General features: G+C 70.8%; 16 protein-coding genes and 1 pseudogene. 8 read left to right on the top strand and 9 right to left on the bottom strand.

Features of this window, described 5'->3' with window-relative positions:
* The first annotated feature begins 281 nt into the window (after positions 1 to 281).
* Both DFJ67_RS13060 and DFJ67_RS42665 read left to right on the top strand, forming a co-directional pair.
* Entirely contained in the window at positions 282 to 1,049 is a 768-nt protein-coding gene (locus DFJ67_RS13060) for a hypothetical protein (RefSeq protein WP_116068120.1), read from the top strand.
* A gap of 147 nt (positions 1,050 to 1,196) precedes the next feature.
* Positions 1,197 to 1,355 carry a hypothetical protein gene (locus tag DFJ67_RS42665; RefSeq protein WP_170215829.1) on the top strand — a complete coding sequence of 53 codons (159 nt, stop codon included), beginning with the start codon at positions 1,197 to 1,199 and terminating at the stop codon, positions 1,353 to 1,355.
* 39 nt (positions 1,356 to 1,394) lie between these two features.
* On the opposite strand, the pseudogene DFJ67_RS13055 reads toward DFJ67_RS42665, so the two are convergent.
* From DFJ67_RS13055 to ubiG, 3 genes and pseudogenes are all read right to left on the bottom strand, one after another.
* Positions 1,395 to 2,444, bottom strand: a pseudogene (locus DFJ67_RS13055) (type III polyketide synthase); the annotation flags it as partial.
* The gene (locus tag DFJ67_RS13050; protein WP_116076138.1) at positions 2,438 to 3,604 is read right to left on the bottom strand and encodes an acyl-CoA dehydrogenase family protein; all 1,167 of its coding nucleotides are present in this window, start codon (positions 3,602 to 3,604) and stop codon (positions 2,438 to 2,440) included. The gene DFJ67_RS13050 and the pseudogene DFJ67_RS13055, both read right to left, overlap by 7 nt.
* A 43-nt stretch (positions 3,605 to 3,647) precedes the next feature.
* Positions 3,648 to 4,361 (bottom strand): bifunctional 2-polyprenyl-6-hydroxyphenol methylase/3-demethylubiquinol 3-O-methyltransferase UbiG, encoded by a 714-nt coding sequence (ubiG, locus tag DFJ67_RS13045; RefSeq protein WP_116068118.1) that lies wholly within the window; start codon positions 4,359 to 4,361, stop codon positions 3,648 to 3,650.
* A 63-nt stretch (positions 4,362 to 4,424) separates the two neighbouring features.
* On the opposite strand from ubiG, the gene DFJ67_RS13040 reads away from it, so the two are divergent.
* The 4 genes from DFJ67_RS13040 (at position 4,425) to disA (ending at position 8,835) form a co-directional block, all read left to right on the top strand.
* Positions 4,425 to 5,264, top strand: coding sequence for a UbiA family prenyltransferase (locus DFJ67_RS13040; protein WP_116068117.1), 840 nt, complete (start codon positions 4,425 to 4,427; stop codon positions 5,262 to 5,264).
* Positions 5,265 to 5,387: 123 nt separating this feature from the next.
* On the top strand, positions 5,388 to 6,086 hold the full coding sequence (locus DFJ67_RS13035) for a hypothetical protein (RefSeq protein WP_116068116.1): 699 nt from the start codon (positions 5,388 to 5,390) through the stop codon (positions 6,084 to 6,086).
* Between the two features lie 29 nt (positions 6,087 to 6,115).
* Positions 6,116 to 7,516, top strand: coding sequence for a DNA repair protein RadA (gene radA, locus DFJ67_RS13030; protein ID WP_239097222.1), 1,401 nt, complete (start codon positions 6,116 to 6,118; stop codon positions 7,514 to 7,516).
* Positions 7,517 to 7,725: 209 nt separating this feature from the next.
* Entirely contained in the window at positions 7,726 to 8,835 is a 1,110-nt protein-coding gene (gene disA / locus DFJ67_RS13025; protein ID WP_425321074.1) for a DNA integrity scanning diadenylate cyclase DisA, read from the top strand.
* A gap of 4 nt (positions 8,836 to 8,839) precedes the next feature.
* On the opposite strand, the gene DFJ67_RS13020 is transcribed toward disA, so the two are convergent.
* The 3 genes from DFJ67_RS13020 to DFJ67_RS13010 all read right to left on the bottom strand — a co-directional run bounded on the left by DFJ67_RS13020 (position 8,840) and on the right by DFJ67_RS13010 (position 10,672).
* The gene (locus DFJ67_RS13020; RefSeq protein ID WP_409362925.1) at positions 8,840 to 9,439 is read right to left on the bottom strand and encodes a hypothetical protein; all 600 of its coding nucleotides are present in this window, start codon (positions 9,437 to 9,439) and stop codon (positions 8,840 to 8,842) included.
* A gap of 170 nt (positions 9,440 to 9,609) precedes the next feature.
* Positions 9,610 to 10,170 carry a peptide deformylase gene (locus DFJ67_RS13015; protein ID WP_116068113.1) on the bottom strand — a complete coding sequence of 187 codons (561 nt, stop codon included), beginning with the start codon at positions 10,168 to 10,170 and terminating at the stop codon, positions 9,610 to 9,612.
* Positions 10,160 to 10,672, bottom strand: a complete 513-nt coding sequence (locus DFJ67_RS13010; protein ID WP_116068112.1) for a glycine cleavage system transcriptional repressor — start codon at positions 10,670 to 10,672, stop codon at positions 10,160 to 10,162. The genes DFJ67_RS13015 and DFJ67_RS13010 overlap by 11 nt, the downstream gene beginning before the upstream one ends.
* A gap of 102 nt (positions 10,673 to 10,774) precedes the next feature.
* Here DFJ67_RS13010 and DFJ67_RS13005 point away from each other — a divergent pair, with 102 nt between their 5' ends.
* Entirely contained in the window at positions 10,775 to 11,653 is an 879-nt protein-coding gene (locus tag DFJ67_RS13005) for an HhH-GPD family protein (RefSeq protein WP_239097224.1), read from the top strand.
* Positions 11,654 to 11,699: 46 nt separating this feature from the next.
* Here the strand turns inward: DFJ67_RS13005 and DFJ67_RS13000 are convergent, their stop codons facing one another.
* Both DFJ67_RS13000 and DFJ67_RS12995 read right to left on the bottom strand, forming a co-directional pair.
* Entirely contained in the window at positions 11,700 to 14,222 is a 2,523-nt protein-coding gene (locus tag DFJ67_RS13000; RefSeq protein ID WP_116068111.1) for an ATP-dependent Clp protease ATP-binding subunit, read from the bottom strand.
* A 393-nt stretch (positions 14,223 to 14,615) separates the two neighbouring features.
* A complete protein-coding gene (locus DFJ67_RS12995) occupies positions 14,616 to 14,966 on the bottom strand; it encodes a histone-like nucleoid-structuring protein Lsr2 (protein WP_089255811.1) in 351 nt (116 codons plus the stop codon).
* Positions 14,967 to 15,406: 440 nt separating this feature from the next.
* Here DFJ67_RS12995 and DFJ67_RS12990 point away from each other — a divergent pair, with 440 nt between their 5' ends.
* The gene (locus tag DFJ67_RS12990; RefSeq protein ID WP_116068110.1) at positions 15,407 to 16,147 is read left to right on the top strand and encodes a class I SAM-dependent methyltransferase; all 741 of its coding nucleotides are present in this window, start codon (positions 15,407 to 15,409) and stop codon (positions 16,145 to 16,147) included.
* Here the strand turns inward: DFJ67_RS12990 and DFJ67_RS12985 are convergent.
* Complete coding sequence (locus DFJ67_RS12985; RefSeq protein ID WP_116068109.1) at positions 16,120 to 16,887, bottom strand: type III pantothenate kinase; 768 nt, start codon at positions 16,885 to 16,887, stop codon at positions 16,120 to 16,122. The genes DFJ67_RS12990 and DFJ67_RS12985 overlap by 28 nt on opposite strands.
* Between the last annotated feature and the right edge of the window lie 4 nt (positions 16,888 to 16,891).

Below are 16,891 nucleotides of genomic sequence, written 5' to 3'. Positions count from 1 at the left end.
CTTTCTCAGGCTTGACACGCTCGGCGCCGACGTTTTCCAACACGCTGAGTAACCTTCGGGTTACGAATATGCAGGGGCTTCGTCGATATCGCACGTGAATGCTTCCCACCTCTAAGGGTAACCCGCAAGGGTCGTTCACCGCCCCCGAGCGGGCGACGACAGTGACGATATGCAAGATCGAATCCCGGCCATCTCCCGTTCAACTGTGGCGTTAGCCCGCCTCGTGCGCCACTCTGGATGGAGGCGCGACTTCGGCCGCGATCACGTTCGCAGGGGGCAGCATGGGCACGCCGGAAAACGGTGACAGCGGGCCCTTCGACGAGCTTCCAGAGCTGCCGCCCGACGTCCGGATCCCCGACGACGCGTCGGAGCTCGCCGAAGAGGCCGCCCAGGTGCGGCAGCAGTTGCGTGAGGAACGCGTCGGCAGCGGCCGGTCGGGCCGGGTCTTCCCGAGTGGCGGGTTCCGCGGCAGCGTCCCGCCCGACGGCAACGCGGCGGCCACCGAGCCGGCGTCGCTGCGGATCCCCTTGCTGATCATGACGGCCGCCCTGCTGGCCGCGGTGATCAGCCTGTTCGCCGCGGCCTGGCCCGACGAGCGGCGCGCCGGTCCGCCACCGGCCAGCAGCGTCTCCGCCAGCCCGGCCGCCGCCAGCTCCGGCGCGCGCCGGATGATCCCGGCGTTCGACCTGATCGACGAGCGGGGCGGGCGGGTGCCGATCGGCTCGCTGCTGCCGGCGGTGCTGATCCTGCGGGCCGACTGCCCGTGCACCAGCGAGATAGCTGCTGCGGCGCCGGCCGGCGTCACCGTCGTCGCGATCGGCGACGCCGAGGGCAGCCCGCCGCCATCGACGCTGCCCGGCCCGACGGATGCCACCGTGCGCCGGCTGCGCGACCCGGCCGGCGTGCTCGACGCGCTGCTCATCGGCACCCCCGCGCCGGGCACCCCGGTCGCGCTGGTCGCCCGCTCCGGCGAGGTGACCCGGGTGGTCGACAGCGCCACGCCGCTCAGCGCCTACGGCGCCGACCTGGCGTTCCTACCTGTTCGCTGACCGGCGTAGGTATGCCTAGGCCCAGCTAAGCACCCAGGTAAGCACCCCCGGGGGGCCAAGTTAGGGAACCGCTCCCGATGTCTCGGGCGGCGCTTCGGCCGACGATAGATACATCAAAGCGAACACCACTCAAGGAGACACGCGAAGATGTATCAGAACGCCGACTACATGCTGACCCTGGCCCACGAACACCAGCGCGACCTCATCGCCGAGGCCGACCGCACCCGGCTGTTCGCCCGGATCAACCGCATGCGCCGCGCTCAGCGAGCCGAGCACGCGCGCTCGACCCGGGGGCCTTCCCACTGATGACCGGCCGGCGCCCACGCGCCGGCCGGCTTCTTTTCAGCTCCGCACCAGCAGCGACGCGTAGAGGGTCAGACCCGGCCCGAACGCCAGCGTGACGATCCGCTCCGGCGGGTTGACCCGCCTGCGGAGCCGCTCGACGATCAGCAACACCGTCGGCGACGAGCAGTTGCCGTTTTCCGCCAGGGTCTCCCGTGACGCGGCCATGTCCTCGGCGGTCAGCTCGAGCTCGCGCTCAACCACGTTGAGGATGCGTGGCCCACCCGGGTGCACCGCCCAACCGTCGACATCGCCGCGGGTCAGCCCGTGCCGGCTCAGCAGGCCGTCGACCAGCCCCCGCACATGCTGGGCCAACACGTTGGGCACCTTCGGCGAGAGCCCCATCCGGAAGCCCAGGTCGGTGACGTCCCAGGTCATGTGGTCGGCGGTCGCGGTGTCGGTGACCGACACGACCTCGGCCAGGGCATATCCCGAGCCGCCGGGCCTGACGACCACGGCAGCCGCGGCATCGGAAAACAGCGCGTGCGCGACGATCTGCTGTGTGTCGAAGCGGGTGGCCGCCGGCTGGATGTGCAGGCTGGTCAGCTCGGCGCAGAGCAGCAGCGCCGGCCGGCCGCGCGCGGTGACATAGTCGCCGACCGCACCGAGCCCGGGCAGCGCCGCATAACAGCCCATGTGCCCGATAAAGAGGCGCTGGGTGTCCGGTGCCATCCCCAGGTCCCGGCTGAGCAGGATGTCGAGGCCGGGCGTGACATAGCCGGTGCACGAGCAGACCGCGAAGAGGCCGATCTCGTTGATCGACAGGTCGGCGTCGGTCAGCGCCCGGCTCACCGCCTCTTTGCCCAGCGGCAGCGCCTCGACCAGATAGCGCTGCATCCGCTTCGCGGTCGACCAGTCGGAGACGTCTTCGATCATGGGGCTGACGCACGCCTGGCGGGTGTCCACACCCGAGTGCGCGAAGATCCGCTCAGCGAGTGACCGGGCCGAGGCCGGAAAGTGCTCCCGGAAATAGCTCTCCCAAAGGTCGGTCTGCTTGGCGGCCGGCGGCAACGCCAACCCGATCCCCGCGACAGTGGCGGCGGCGGCTACCACCGAGGGGCCGATCCGTCGTGGTCAGGGTCTCCGCCCAGCGCCGCGATGCCGAGCCAGTCGGCACAGACGTCGGAGGTGGCGGGATGCAGCGAGCCACAACGGGCGTCGCGGTAGAGCCGCTCCAGCGGATGCCCGCGCCGGGTCGCCGACGTGCCGGCCGCTTCCAGCATCGACGCGGCCACCTCGGCGGCGGTCGTGCCGGCCAGCAGCTTGGCCCGCCAGACCGAGCGGTTGGTCTCCGGATCGCCGGGTTCCTCGTCGACCCGCCGGCCGGCCTCCGCGACCGCCAGCCGGGCGGCCGCCACCGCCGCGTCGGCCCGGCCCACCCGGGCCCGGATGGCCGGGAGGTGGGTCAGCTTGCGGGCGTTGAGGTGCTCGACCGCGGCGTCGATCGCGGCCTGGGCCACCCCGACGTAGACGGCCGCGTAGCTGGCGATCAACCAGTGCGGCATGAGCTGGGCGACCACCAGGGCCAGCCCCTCCATGCCGCCGAGCAGCCGGTCGGCCGGCACGGTCACGTCGAGATGCAGGTCGTGCGAAGAGGTGGCGCGCATCCCGAGCGAGTCCCAGGTCTGCTCAACCTGGAGCCCGTCGCTGCTGGCCGGCACCAGGAACTGCGAGACCACCGATTGGTCACCCACGCTGCGGGCGGCCACCAGATAGGCGTCGGCATGCCCGGCACCCGAGCAGAACGTCTTCGCGCCCTTGATGTGATAGCCGCCGTCGACGACCTCGTAGCTGGTGGTGAGCTGGGACAGGCGTGAGCCGGCGCCGCGCTCGCTCATCGCCACGCCATACCAGGAGCCGTTGGCCGCGTCGGCGAGCAGCTTGTCGCGGGCGGCCAGCGCGCTGTCGGGCAGGCCGAGCGAGTCGGCCAACTCCTCGGTGAGCGCGCCGAGCGCCCCGGTGACCGAGGCATGCATGTTGAACACCAGCGCCGACGCGCCGTTGCCGCGGGCCAACTCGTAGGCCACCGCCGTGTAGTCGGCGAAGCTGGCGCCCGCGCCGCCCAGTGCCGAGGGCACCATCAAACCGAAGAGTCCTGCCGTACGCAGGTCCGCGAAGTCTTCGACGGGAAAGTCACCCGCCCGGTCATAGTCACCCGCTCGAGCCGCCATCCGCGGCGCTATCCGCCGCGCCGCGTCCAGCGCGTTCACCACCGCCACCACTTGCCCCCTCCGCGTACCAACATTTGCTTTCGTCCTAACGGTTTTTGCGGCCCCGCCCCTGGTAGAGCACGGCGGTGGTCGCGATGGGAACAATCCGCCGCCGGCCCGGCCGCGGGCGGCGACCGGCCAGCCACCCGGCGACCGCTGGCACCGACGGTCTGATGCCGCGCACCTCCAACCGCACTCCGTGCGCCGCGCACAGCCGGGTCAGCCGGTTGGGGTCGACGAACAGAGCGGGATCGTGGATGCCCCGCGGTGCCCGCGGCATCCGTTCGGCGACGTGCACCGCCAGGACCCGGGAGACGGCGGTGTCGTTGAGCGTGTCGAGCACCAGCAGACCGCCCGGGCGCAGCACCCGGCACAGCTCCGCGACGGTGCCCGGCAGGTCGGGCACGTGCTCGAGAATCTCGCCGGCGACCACGACGTCGGCGCTGGCCGAGGCGAGCGGGATCGACCCCGCGTCAGCGGCCAGCGGCGTCACACCGTGGCTGGCGGCCTGCTCCAGCGCCGACGGCACCAGGTCGACTCCGACGTGGTGGTAGCCGTGCGTGCGCAGGTGCGGTGCCAGCAGCCCGGCGCCGCACCCGACGTCGACCAGCACGGCACCCTGCTGCGGCGCCGGCGGCACCAGCCGGGCCCGAGCCTCGGCCAGCCAGTGCAGGATCGCGAACGGACCGTCGGGGCGCCACCATTCGCCGGCCAGGTCGTGGTACTGGCGCGGATCGTTGAGAGGGCGCGGAGGCCGCATTTCCAAAACGGTACAGGCACGTCGTGCCTGGCACGACGGCTCTTGAACCGACAGACTTCGTTCATGTCTTGGTCTTTTCGGGCGCTGGTGCGCGCTTCCCACCCGGAACCGGCCGTCGCGGTCACCACGGTCACCGCGTTGCTCGCCTGGGGTGTCGGGCACGATGGCGCCGGGATCGCCAAGACGGCTGGCGCGATCTTCGCCAGCCAACTCGCGATCGGCTGGGTCAACGACTGGCTCGACGCCGACCGCGACCGGGCGGTCGGGCGGGTCGACAAACCGGTCGCCGCCGGCGCGATCGACCGGCGGTTGATCGGCCGGTGCGGGCTGGCCGCCTCGGTCGCCTGCGTGCTGGTCGCGCTGAGCACCGGGTTTCCGGCGGCGCTGCTGATGATCGCGGCGCTGGTCTCGGCGCTGCTCTACGACTGGCCGCTCAAGCTGACCCCGCTGTCCGTACTCCCTTATGCGGTGTCGTTCGGGCTGTTGCCGGCGTTCGTGGTGGTCGCCCTTCCCGGTGCACCGGCCCCGCCGGCCTGGCTGGTGCTGGCCGGGGCGCTGCTCGGTGCGGGTGCGCATTTCGCCAACGCGCTGCCCGATCTCGACGACGACACCCGGACCGGCGTACGCGGTCTGCCGCAACGACTGGGTTCGGCCGGTTCGCGTCTCGCCGCGGCCGTGCTGCTGCTGGCCGCGACCGTCGCGCTGGTGGTCGGTCCGGCCGGGCCGCCGTCGTGGGCCGGCATCGCCGCCGTGCTGGTCGCCGCCGTGGTGCTACCCATCGGTTGGTACGTGGGCCGCGCGGCCGCCGCCCGTGGTGGCCGGCCCGTGGCGATGTTCCAGTCGGTGATGGCGGTCGCCGTGATCGACGTGGTCCTGCTCGTCGCGAGCGGTCGCGTGGTGTGACGGCGTAAGCGCGCGGCGCGCTGCGTGCGGGTCGATCGTCCACGGCGGATCACGCCCCACTACCCTGGAGCGCGGCTTGCCGGAGAGGCCCGGCCGCGAGATATGCAAGCGAGGAGGAGCGACGTGACGCGCTCGAAGTTCCGGAACCGCCGTGCCCCGGTGCTGCTCGCCGGCCTGGCCGTCGCGGCATCGGCGAGCCTGCTGATGTCGGGCTGCGGTTCCGGCCAGACCTCGTCCACGGCTGACACCGTGCCGGCGGTCGACGGCCTCAACGCCGACCTCGCCGCCAACAACGGCCAGGGCGACTACAGCGTGCGCAACATGACCGTCGACTTCAAGGTCGAGGGCTACCCCGCTGGCTCCGACGCCCGGCTGTCGCTCTCGCTCTACAACGACACCGGCGAGCCGGTGACCGTGAAGGTGAGCAGCCCGGGCGCGCAGGCCGTGCGACTGGTCGACCCCAACGCCACGCCGAGCCCCGTCCCGGCGGAGCCGACCGAGGCCCCGTCACCGGGCGCCTCCGAGACGCCGACCCCGTCCGCCGCGCCGGCCACCGAGGCGCCGGTCGGCGGCCCGGCCGAGATCACCATCCCGCCGGCCGGGTTCGTTCAGCTCAACCAGGAGCAGGGCTCGTTCCTGCTGCTCACCGGGCTCAACAAGGGGCTCAACGCGGGCGACTCGGTGCCGGTGGTGTTCGACTTCGGTGGGCAGCAGCTCACCACGCAGGCCGGCCTGGCAGTCCCGCTGTCGCCGGTGCCGCGCGGCCCGAAGGTGGTCCCGGACGAAGGTGACGAGGCCGACATCGCGCCTTTCGGCGGCTGATTGTCAGACCTCCTCGATAGATTCCGCGGGTGAGCACCCGATCCGCGGCCACGCGCCCGGCCTATGTCTGTGACGCCTGCGGCCACCAGCCGCCCAAATGGCTGGGCCGCTGCCCAGAGTGCGGCGAGTGGGGCTCGGTCGTGGAGAGCACGACCGGCCCCGCCGTTGGCGGCAAGGTCATCGCCACCCGCATGCCGTCGGAGCCGGCCCGGCCGATCGCGACGATCAGCGCCGCGCCGGCCCGGGCCCGCCCGACCGGCGTCAGTGAGCTCGACCGGGTGCTCGGCGGCGGCCTGGTGCCCGGCGCGGTCGTGCTGCTCGCCGGTGAGCCCGGTGTCGGCAAGTCGACCCTGCTGCTCGACGTCGCACAGCGCTGGGCCGAGGCCGGCGAGTCGCATTCGCTGGTGATCAGCGGCGAAGAGTCGGTCAGCCAGGTGCGGCTGCGTGCCGAGCGGATCGGCGCCCTCGACGAGCGGCTCTACCTCGCGGCCGAGAGCGACCTCGGTGCGGTGCTCGGCCACCTCGACGCGGTCAAGCCCGGCCTGCTGGTGCTCGACTCGGTGCAGACCATCTCGCTGCCCGGCTCCGAGGGGGTGCCCGGCGGGGTGACCCAGGTGCGGGCGGTCACCGCGGCGCTGGTCTCGGTGGCCAAGGAGCGCGGCATCGCCACCGTCCTGGTCGGCCACGTGACCAAAGACGGCCAGGTGGCCGGGCCGCGGGTGCTCGAGCATCTGGTCGACGTGGTGCTGCACTTCGAGGGCGACAAGCACTCGGCGCTGCGCCTGGTCCGCGGCATGAAAAACCGCTACGGCGCGGCCGACGAGGTGGGCTGCTTCGAGATGCACGAGTCGGGCATCACCAGCCTGGCCGACCCGTCCGGCATGTTTCTCACCCGCTACGCCGAGGCGGTGCCCGGCACCTGCGTGACCGTGGCGATGGAGGGCCGGCGGGCGCTGGTCACCGAGGTGCAGGCGCTGATCGGCGCGGCCGTGCCCGGCTCGCCCCGACGCACCGTCTCCGGCATCGACAGCGCCCGGCTGGCCATGGTGCTCGCCGTGCTGCAGACCCGCACCAAGCAGCTCACCCTGCACGACCGCGAGGTCTTCGCGGCCACCGTCGGTGGCATCCGGGTCACCGAGCCGGCGGCCGACCTGGCGCTGGCGCTCGCGGTCGCCTCCGGCGGGCTCAACCTGGCGATCTCTCCCCGGCTCGCCGCGATCGGCGAGGTCGGGCTGACCGGCGAGGTGCGCCGGGTCGGCGCGGTCCCCCGCCGGCTGGCCGAGGCCGCCCGGCTGGGCTTCAAATACGCCCTCGTGCCGCCGGGCTGCGGCCCGGCACAGACCGGTGTCGCCGCGCCCGGGCTGCGGGTCGAAGAAGTCGCCGACCTCTCCTCGGCGCTGCAATGGGCGGCGAGGTTCTCGGCCGAGTGACCAGCGGCGATTCGCCCGATTCAGCCCAGCTTGCCGGCCAAATCGGCGGCGCCGGAGCCCGCTCGCAGGCTCCGGCCCCCAACCGTGACCGCAGCGAGTTCATGACGGTCCGTAGACTGTTGCCCGTGCCGTTCGACCGCGACCCCAACAAGACCCCTGGCGCGAGCCTGCCGGGCCGCGCTGGTGTCGCCGGCGCACCCCAGCAGCGGGTGGTCGGGTCTCCCGCTCCTGCGGTGTCGGCCAACGGCACCCCGACGGGCGATCCGCTGCGGGCCAACCTGGCGCTGATGGCGCCCGGCACCGCCCTGCGCGATGGTCTGGAGCGCATCCTGCGGGGCCGCACCGGCGCGCTGATCGTGCTCGGCCACGACAAGGAAGTCGAGTCGATCTGCACCGGCGGCTTCCAGCTCGACGTCGAGTTCTCCGCGACCCGCCTGCGCGAGCTGTGCAAGATGGACGGCGCGGTGGTGCTCTCCAGCGACGGCACCCGCATTGTGCGGGCCGCCGTGCATCTGATGCCCGACCCGTCGATCCCGTCGGAAGAGTCGGGCACCCGGCACCGCACCGCCGAGCGGGTGGCCAAGCAGACCGGCTTCCCGGTCATCTCGGTCAGCCAGTCGATGCGCATCATCGGCCTCTACGTCGCCGGCCACCGACACGTCCTCGACGACTCGGCCGCCATCCTCTCCCGCGCCAACCAGGCGCTGGCGACCCTCGAGCGCTACAAGATGCGCCTCGACGAGGTCTCCGGCACGCTGTCGGCGCTCGAGATCGAAGACCTGGTCACCGTCCGCGACGCGGTCGCCGTCGTGCAGCGGCTGGAGATGGTCCGCCGCATCGCCGACGAGATCTCCGGCTACGTGGTCGAGCTCGGCACCGACGGCCGGCTGCTGGCCCTGCAACTCGACGAGCTGATGGCCGGCGTCGACGCCGACCGCACCCTGGTCATCCGCGACTACCTGCCGGTCGGCCGCCGGGCCCGCACCCTCGACGAGGCGCTGGTCGAGCTCGACCTGCTCTCGGCGACCGAGCTGATCGACCTGGTGGCGGTGGCCAAGGCGATCGGCTATCCGGGCGCCTCCGACGCACTCGACGCGGCGGTCAGCCCGCGCGGCTTCCGGCTGCTGGCGAAGGTCCCCCGACTACCTGGCACGGTCGTCGACCGGCTGGTCGGCCACTTCGGCAGCCTCCAGCGCCTGCTCGGCGCCACGGTGGAGGATCTGCAAGCGGTCGAGGGCGTCGGCGACGCCCGGGCCCGCGGTGTTCGCGAAGGACTGTCCCGGCTGGCCGAAGCGTCCATCCTGGAGCGCTACGTCTAGCTGGTCACCTGAGGGTCAGCTTGACCGGGTTGCTGGTCTTCGTCGCGAGGCGGCCGAACACCTGATAGTCACCGGCGGCCGGGATCGGACCGTCGGCCAGGTTGTTGTGGCATTTGCTGACGTCGTGACCGTTCCAGTCGACCCGGTATTCGCGCTCGAAGCCCGGCGTGAAGGGCTGCACGTCGGTGCCCTTGACGTTGCCGCAGGTGTCCGACGACCAGACCTTCTCGGCGCCCTTCTTGATGTAGAGCTCCTGCTGGTCGGCGCCGACATCGCGGCTACAGGTGCGCTTGCCCGAGTTTTTGATCCGCAACCGGATGGCGATCAACGAGCCGCGCTGGGTCGAGGCCACCTCGGGAACCGGGGTGATCAGCATTTCCGCGTCGGTGCACGAGCCATCGTCGGGCGGTGGCGCGGCGTCACCGGTGCGCGGCGCGGGGTTGCTCGGCGGCGGGTCGTCGGTCGGCGCGGCGTCGTCGGGCGTCGTGTCGATCTGCGGCCGCAGGATCGTGACCTTGGTCGTCGGTGCCGCGGCCGGCGTGCTGCTGTGTCCATTTTGGGCATTGCCGGACGAACTGGCATCGCCGCCCGAGCAGGATTGCACAATAAGGAAAATAACGACCACGGCTGCGCCAAGCACAATTGCCCGACGCCGCCAGTAGACGGCGGAAGGCAGGGGGCCAACCGTCAGTCGCATGATGGGATCACCGTATCGGTGCGCGCCGTTCTTGCCATTGCGACGCGCCGCGTGACATCAGCGCGCAAGCGGGTCGTTTACAGATAGACCTTGCGCTGATACAGCGCGTGCGCACCGGCCACCCGGTCCAGGAACAGCATGCCCGCGCAGTGGTCGATTTCGTGTTGCAACGCGCGGGCCTCGAAGCCGTCAGTGGTAAGTCGCACCGGCTCCCCGGTGCCGGGCAGGGCACCCTCCACCACCACCCGGCTGGCCCGCTTCACGTCGCCGGTCAGATCGGGCACCGAGAGGCAGCCCTCGCGGCCCGGACGCCAGCGGGTCGCGGAGACGACGGTCGCGTTGCAGAGCACGAACGTGCCGTGCACGGTCACCGCCTTCGGGTGGCCGGTCACGTCGACGGCGAACACCTTCGCGGATTCGCCTATCTGCGGCGCCGCGAGCCCCACGCAACCCCGCGAGACCCGCATCGTGGCGACCAGGTCGGCGGCCAGCCGGAGCACCGCCGGGTCGGTCGGGTCGACCTCGTCGCCCTCCCGGGCCAGGACCGGGTTGGGCGCGTTGAGCACCGGGCGGACCGTGCCGGGCTCGGCGAGGGCGGCGAGCCAGGCGTCGAGGCTCACGCCGGCTTCACAGGACATCGGACTCGGCGCGGCGCAGGACGACGTCGACGCCGAGGCCGGCGGCCGCCGCGTTGAGCCGCTCCTCGGTCTGCGGCGCGGTGCCCGGTGGCAGCTCCACCTCGGCCACCAGCACGTAGAGCGGGCCGGCGAGGCGGGTGGTCAGGTCGGTGATGTTGCCGCCGGCCTCAGCCACCACCCGGGTCACCGCGGCCACGATGCCGAGCCGGTCGGCGCCGTGCACGCTGAGCACGTAGGGCTCGCCGGTCGGCGTGGTGACCTCCTCCGGCCCGACCGCCCGCACCGTGGCCAGCAGCCGGCCGCGCACGGCCAGCGGGCCGAGCGCGGCCTCGACATCGCCCGCGTCTGGGCCGGTGCACACCAGGGTCATCGCGAAGTGGCCGCGCAACCGGGTCATCGTCGAGTCGGTGAGGTTGGCCCCGAGATCGGCCAGCGCCTCGGCAACGTCGGCCACGATGCCGGGCCGGTCCCGGCCGATCACGGTGATCGCGAGCTCGTCCACCCGAGAGAGTCTGCCGGATCCCCACCCACTCCGGAGGCTGCCGCGCGGAGTGGCAGGATCGACGATGACCGCGAGCCGCGCCGTTGGAGGACCGGGGAGACATTGTCCGAGGAGAGCATTGCCGCGGCCGCCATTCGCTGGTTCGACGCCAATGCCCGCGACCTGCCGTGGCGGCACCCGCAGGCGGGTGCCTGGGCGATCCTGGTCAGCGAGGTGATGCTCCAGCAGACGCCGGTCGTGCGCGTCCTGCCGGCCTACGAGGCGTGGTTGGCCCGCTGGCCGACGCCGGCGGCGCTGGCCGCCGACGAGCCCGGCGAGGCCATCCGGATGTGGGGGCGGCTCGGCTACCCGCGCCGCGCGCTGCGCCTGCACGAGTGCGCCACCGCGATCGCCGAGCGGCACAACGGGGTCGTCCCCGACGACCTGGACGCGCTGCTGGCCCTCCCGGGGGTCGGCGCCTACACGGCCAGGGCGGTCGCCGCGTTCGCCTACCGGCAGCGGCAGCCGGTCGTCGACACCAACGTCCGCCGGTTCGTCGCCCGCGCGGTGGCCGGTGCCGCCGATGGTGGGCACACCACCCGCCCGTCCGACCTGACCGCGACCGCCGCCCTGCTGCCCGACGAGCCGGCGGTGGCGGCCCGGGCCAGCGCGGCCTTCATGGAGCTGGGCGCCGTGGTCTGCGTGGCCCGCACCCCCCGCTGCACGATCTGCCCGATCGTCGACCGGTGCGCCTGGCGGGCCGCGGGCCGGCCGGCGCTCGACGGGCCGAGCCGCCGGCCACAGACCTACGCCGGAACCGACCGCCAGGTCCGCGGCCTGCTGCTGGCCGTGCTCCGGGAGGCGGTCGAGCCGGTGCCGCGGATCCGGTTGGACGTGGTCTGGCCCGAGCCGACGCAGCGCGACCGGGCCCTGCGGGGCCTGATCGACGACGGCCTGGTCGACCCGCTACCGGGCGACCTGTTCGCCCTGCCCCGGGGATAGCGAAAGGCCCGGCGCTTTCGCGCCGGGCCTTCACACTGTCGAACTCTTAGTCGGTGGCTTCCGCCGCACCGAGGTCGGCCGGCACCGCGTCGGGCACCTCGACCGGCTTCTCCGCGCCGCGGAACACCAGCTTCGACTTGTCGATGTTTTCCGGGTCGCCTTCGCAGTCGACAACGACGATCTGACCGGGCTTGAGCTCGTTGAAGAGAATCCGCTCGGACAAGTTGTCTTCGATGTCGCGCTGGATCGTGCGGCGCAGCGGCCGGGCACCCAGCACCGGGTCGAAGCCCTTCTTCGCCAGATACTTCTTGGCGTTGTCGGTCAGCTCCAGGCCCATGTCCTTGTTGCGCAGCTGAGCCTCGATCCGCTGGATCATGATGTCGACGATCGACAGGATCTCGGTCTCGGTCAGCTGGTGGAAGACGATCGTGTCGTCGATCCGGTTGAGGAACTCAGGCCGGAAGTGCTGCTTGAGCTCGTCGTTGACCTTCTGCTTCATCCGCTCGTAGTTGGAGTCGGAATCCTCAGAGGCCTGGAAGCCCAGCGACACCGCCTTGGCGACGTCACGCGTGCCCAGGTTGGTGGTCAGGATGATCACGGTGTTCTTGAAGTCGACGATGCGGCCCTGACCGTCGGTCAGGCGACCGTCTTCCAAGATCTGGAGCAGCGTGTTGAAGACGTCGGGGTGTGCCTTCTCGATCTCGTCGAAGAGGACCACCGAGAACGGCCGGCGGCGCACCTTCTCGGTGAGCTGGCCACCCTCGTCGTAACCCACGTAGCCGGGAGGCGCCCCGACCAGGCGGGAGACCGTGTAGCGGTCGTGGAACTCCGACATGTCGAGCTGGATCAGCGCGTCTTCGCTGCCGAACAGGAACTCGGCGAGCGCCTTGGAGAGCTCGGTCTTACCGACGCCGGACGGGCCGGCGAAGATGAACGAGCCCGACGGACGCTTCGGGTCCTTGAGGCCGGCCCGGGTGCGCCGGATGGCCTTGGACACGGCCTTGACCGAGTCTTCCTGGCCGACGACCCGCTTGTGCAGCTCGTCTTCCATGCGCAGCAGTCGAGCGGTCTCTTCCTCGGTCAGCTTGTAGACCGGGATGCCCGTCCAGTTGGCGAGGACCTCGGCGATCTGCTCGTCGTCGACCTCGCTGACGACGTCGAGGTCGCCGGCCTTCCACTCCTTCTCCCGCTGGGCCTTCTGCCCGAGGAGCTGCTTCTCCTTGTCGCGCAGCTGCGCGGCCCGCTCGAAGTCCTGCGCGTCGATCGCGGACTCCTTGTCGCGGCGGACCTGTGCGATCCGCTCGTCGAAGTCACGCAGGTCTGGCGGCGCGGTCATCCGGCGGATGCGCATCCGGGCGCCCGCTTCGTCGATCAGGTCGATCGCCTTGTCGGGCAGGAAGCGGTCGGAGATGTAGCGGTCGGCGAGCGTCGCCGCGGCGACCAGCGCCGCGTCGGTGATCGACACGCGGTGGTGTGCCTCGTAGCGATCGCGCAGGCCCTTGAGGATCTCGATGGTGTGCGCCAGCGACGGCTCACCCACCTGGATCGGCTGGAACCGGCGCTCGAGAGCCGCGTCCTTCTCCAGGTGCTTGCGGTATTCGTCGAGCGTGGTGGCGCCGATGGTCTGGAGCTCGCCACGGGCCAGCATCGGCTTGAGGATGCTCGCCGCGTCGATCGCGCCCTCGGCGGCACCCGCACCCACCAGGGTGTGGATCTCGTCGATGAACAGGATGATGTCGCCCCGGGTGCGGATCTCCTTGAGCACCTTCTTGAGGCGCTCCTCGAAGTCACCGCGGTAACGGGAGCCGGCCACCAGAGCGCCGAGGTCGAGGGTGTAGAGCTGCTTGTCCTTCAGCGTCTCGGGCACCTCGCCCTTGATGATCCGCTGGGACAGCCCCTCGACGACCGCCGTCTTGCCGACGCCGGGCTCACCGATCAGGACCGGGTTGTTCTTGGTGCGGCGGGAGAGCACCTGCATCACCCGCTCGATCTCCTTCTCGCGCCCGATGACCGGGTCGAGCTTGCCCTCGCGGGCGGCCTGGGTGAGGTTGCGGCCGAACTGATCGAGCACCAGGCTCGTCGACGGCGCGGCCTCGCCCGGGGTGGCGCCGGCCGCGGCCGGCTCCTTGCCCTGGTAGCCGGAGAGGAGCTGGATGACCTGCTGGCGGACCCGGTTGAGGTCGGCGCCGAGCTTGACCAGCACCTGGGCAGCGACGCCCTCGCCCTCACGGATCAGCCCGAGCAGGATGTGCTCCGTGCCGATGTAGTTGTGACCGAGCTGCAGCGCCTCGCGCAGCGATAGCTCGAGCACCTTCTTGGCCCGCGGCGTGAACGGGATGTGCCCGCTCGGCGCCTGCTGACCCTGGCCGATGATCTCCTCGACCTGCTGGCGGACGCCTTCCAGGGAGATACCGAGACTCTCCAGCGCCTTCGCCGCGACACCCTCACCCTCGTGGATGAGGCCGAGCAGGATGTGCTCAGTGCCGATGTAGTTGTGGTTGAGCATCCGGGCTTCTTCTTGAGCCAGGACGACAACCCGTCGCGCTCGGTCGGTGAACCGCTCGAACATGCCCTCGTGCTCCTCACGTGCCGTGCGCCTGAGTCTGGCCGGACCAGCGACTTGGCGGAACCAATGCACAGACGCCTGGGGAAGACGCCTGCGCACCCTCACTCTATCGCCGCGGGCGCGGTCAGCTACGGCCGTGCGCGCCGGACTGGCCCCTGTCCGCGACGTATCTGCCAACTCTGCACGCTTATTGGCTGTTCCCGGGTGGGAACGTGTACGCGCAGAGCGAACACGGCGGGGCCTGCGATTTCGGTGATCAGAAGCAACGGGACCGGGTAACGGCGGGGATCAGGGCGCAAACCAGGACAAAGCGCGAAAGGGTCGGCGGCCGGGGCGGGGACAGCCAGCCGCGACCGCGGCCAGCAGGGAGGGGCCCCCGCCCGGCGACGTGTCCGCTTAGCGGCCGGCCTTCGCGTGGTACTCGTCGACGATCTCCTGCGGGATCCGGCCCCGGTCGGAGATGTCTTTGCCTTCCTTCTTCGCCCAGGCGCGAATGGCCTTGTTCTGCTCGCGGTCAGCGGCAGCCCCGCCACGACCGCGCGCCGCACGACCGCCAACGACAACCCCGCCCCGACCCACCTTGGATCCGGCCGCCAGGTAGGGCGCGATTGCGTTCCGCAATTTGTCGGCGTTCTTCTTGGAGAGGTCGATCTCGTACTGAACACCGTCGAGGGCGAACTTCACCGTCTCGTCGGCGTCGCCCCCGTCGATGTCATCGACCAGCTTGTGAATGATCTGCTTTGCCACGGGCCGTCCTTTCGCGTGGTCCCTCCCACAAACAAGAGCACAATAGCTCCTTCGCCGCGCGATCGGTCAATAGGACGGCGAAATCAGCGCCGAGTCTTGCTCTTTCCTTAAAACGCGACCCCAGAACCCGGCACCACGATTCCCGATTGGGCAACAGAGCGTGGTTGATTCGCGCCGTCGCGGTGAACCGCGCCTCGATCCATCAGCCGTCTCGCGCAACCCGCCGGTCGCGAGTTGTTGTTAGGCGCGTCACGCTCTGATCGGAATCTCGTGGATCGGACTCGAACACACCCGTCCGCCCGCTCGCGGTGATGAGCAGGCACCGACACCGTGGGTCACCGCGCGGGCCCGTTGAATCGCGCCGATCCATTGACACTGCTTGGATCGGTGGCCGTCACATTGCCGTGGGTCACGAATAAAGTGCGCTAGCCTCAGGCCCGATGGACGCCAAGAAGCACAACGCGCTCTCGTTCGGCGCAGTGGCCGCACGCTACGACCGATTCCGCCCTTCCTATCCGCGGGAAGCGATCGAATGGGCGGTCGGCGGGCCGCCACCACGCCGGGTGGTCGACCTCGGCGCCGGCACCGGCATCCTGACCCGCGGGCTGATCGCCGCCGGCTACACCGTGACGGCAGTGGAGCCAGACCCGGAAATGCGCGCCCAACTGGCGGCGGCCACTCCGGAGCGAACAGCGTTGGCGGGCAGCGCGGAAGACATTCCATTGCCCGACGGAAGCGTCGACGCGGTCGTCGCGGGTCAGGCCTACCACTGGTTCGACCCAGAGGTGGCACATGCGCAGGCGGCCCGGGTGCTGCGCCCCGGTGGCTATTTCGCCGCCATCTGGAACCTGCGTGACAGCCGGGAACGATGGGTCGCGGCACTCGATCGGATCGCCCGCTCAGCGGGTGACCAGGAACACGACCGGCCGGTCTCGTTCGGCCCCCGGTTCGACGCGGTGCGGCACCGCGAATTCGCACACGAGACGTCGCTCACGGGTGCCCAACTGGTGGAAATGATGACCACCCGGTCCTATTACCTGACCGCTGGCCCCGCCGAGCGGAAACGCTTCGAGGCGGCGCTCACCGAACTCGTCGAGACGCATCCCGACCTCGCCGGCCGGGATTCGTTCACGCTGCCCTACCGCACCTGGGTCTACCGGGCGTCGACGTTGCGCTCGTAGACCATCCGGAGCCCGATCAGCGTGATCATCGGTTCGTGGTGGGTGATCGTGCGGCATTCGCCGAGCACCACCGACGCGAGCCCGCCGGTCGCGATGACCGCCTTCACCGAGCCGAGCTCCTCGGTCATCCGCTCGACGATCCGGTCGACCTGGCCGCCGAACCCGAAATAGAGCCCGGACTGAAGGCATTCGACGGTGTTCTTGCCGATCACCGAGCGCGGCTTCGTCGCCTCGACCTTGCGAAGTTGGGCGGCGCGGGCGGCGAGCGCGTCGAAGGAGATTTCGATGCCGGGCGCGAACGCGCCACCGAGGAACTCACCGCGCGCACTGATCACGTCAAAGTTGGTGGTGGTGCCGAAGTCAACCACGATCGAAGGACCACCGAAGAGGGTGTACGCCGCCAGGGTGTTGACCACCCGGTCGGAGCCGACCTCCTTCGGGTTGTCGATCGCCAGTTGAACCCCGGTTTTCACACCGGGCTCGACAATCACATTGGGCAGGTCGCCGTAGTAACGGGCGAGCATCTGGCGCAACGAGCGAAGAGCGGCCGGCACCGTCGAGCACGCCGCGACGCCGGTGATTTCCACAGCGTCACCCGCCAGGAGGCCCCGAAACATCAGACCCAGTTCGTCGGCGGTGGATCGGGCGTCGGTCTTGATCCGCCAGTTGTGCACCAACTTGTCGCCGTCGAACGTGGCGAGCACCGTGTTGGTGTTACCGATGTCGATGCACAGCAGCATGTGG

Origin of the sequence: Asanoa ferruginea (assembly GCF_003387075.1) — a bacterium.
GTDB classification, from domain to species: domain Bacteria; phylum Actinomycetota; class Actinomycetes; order Mycobacteriales; family Micromonosporaceae; genus Asanoa; species Asanoa ferruginea.
The sequence above is the reverse complement of the archived record's forward strand: the minus strand, read 5'-3'. Positions and strand labels throughout refer to the sequence as shown.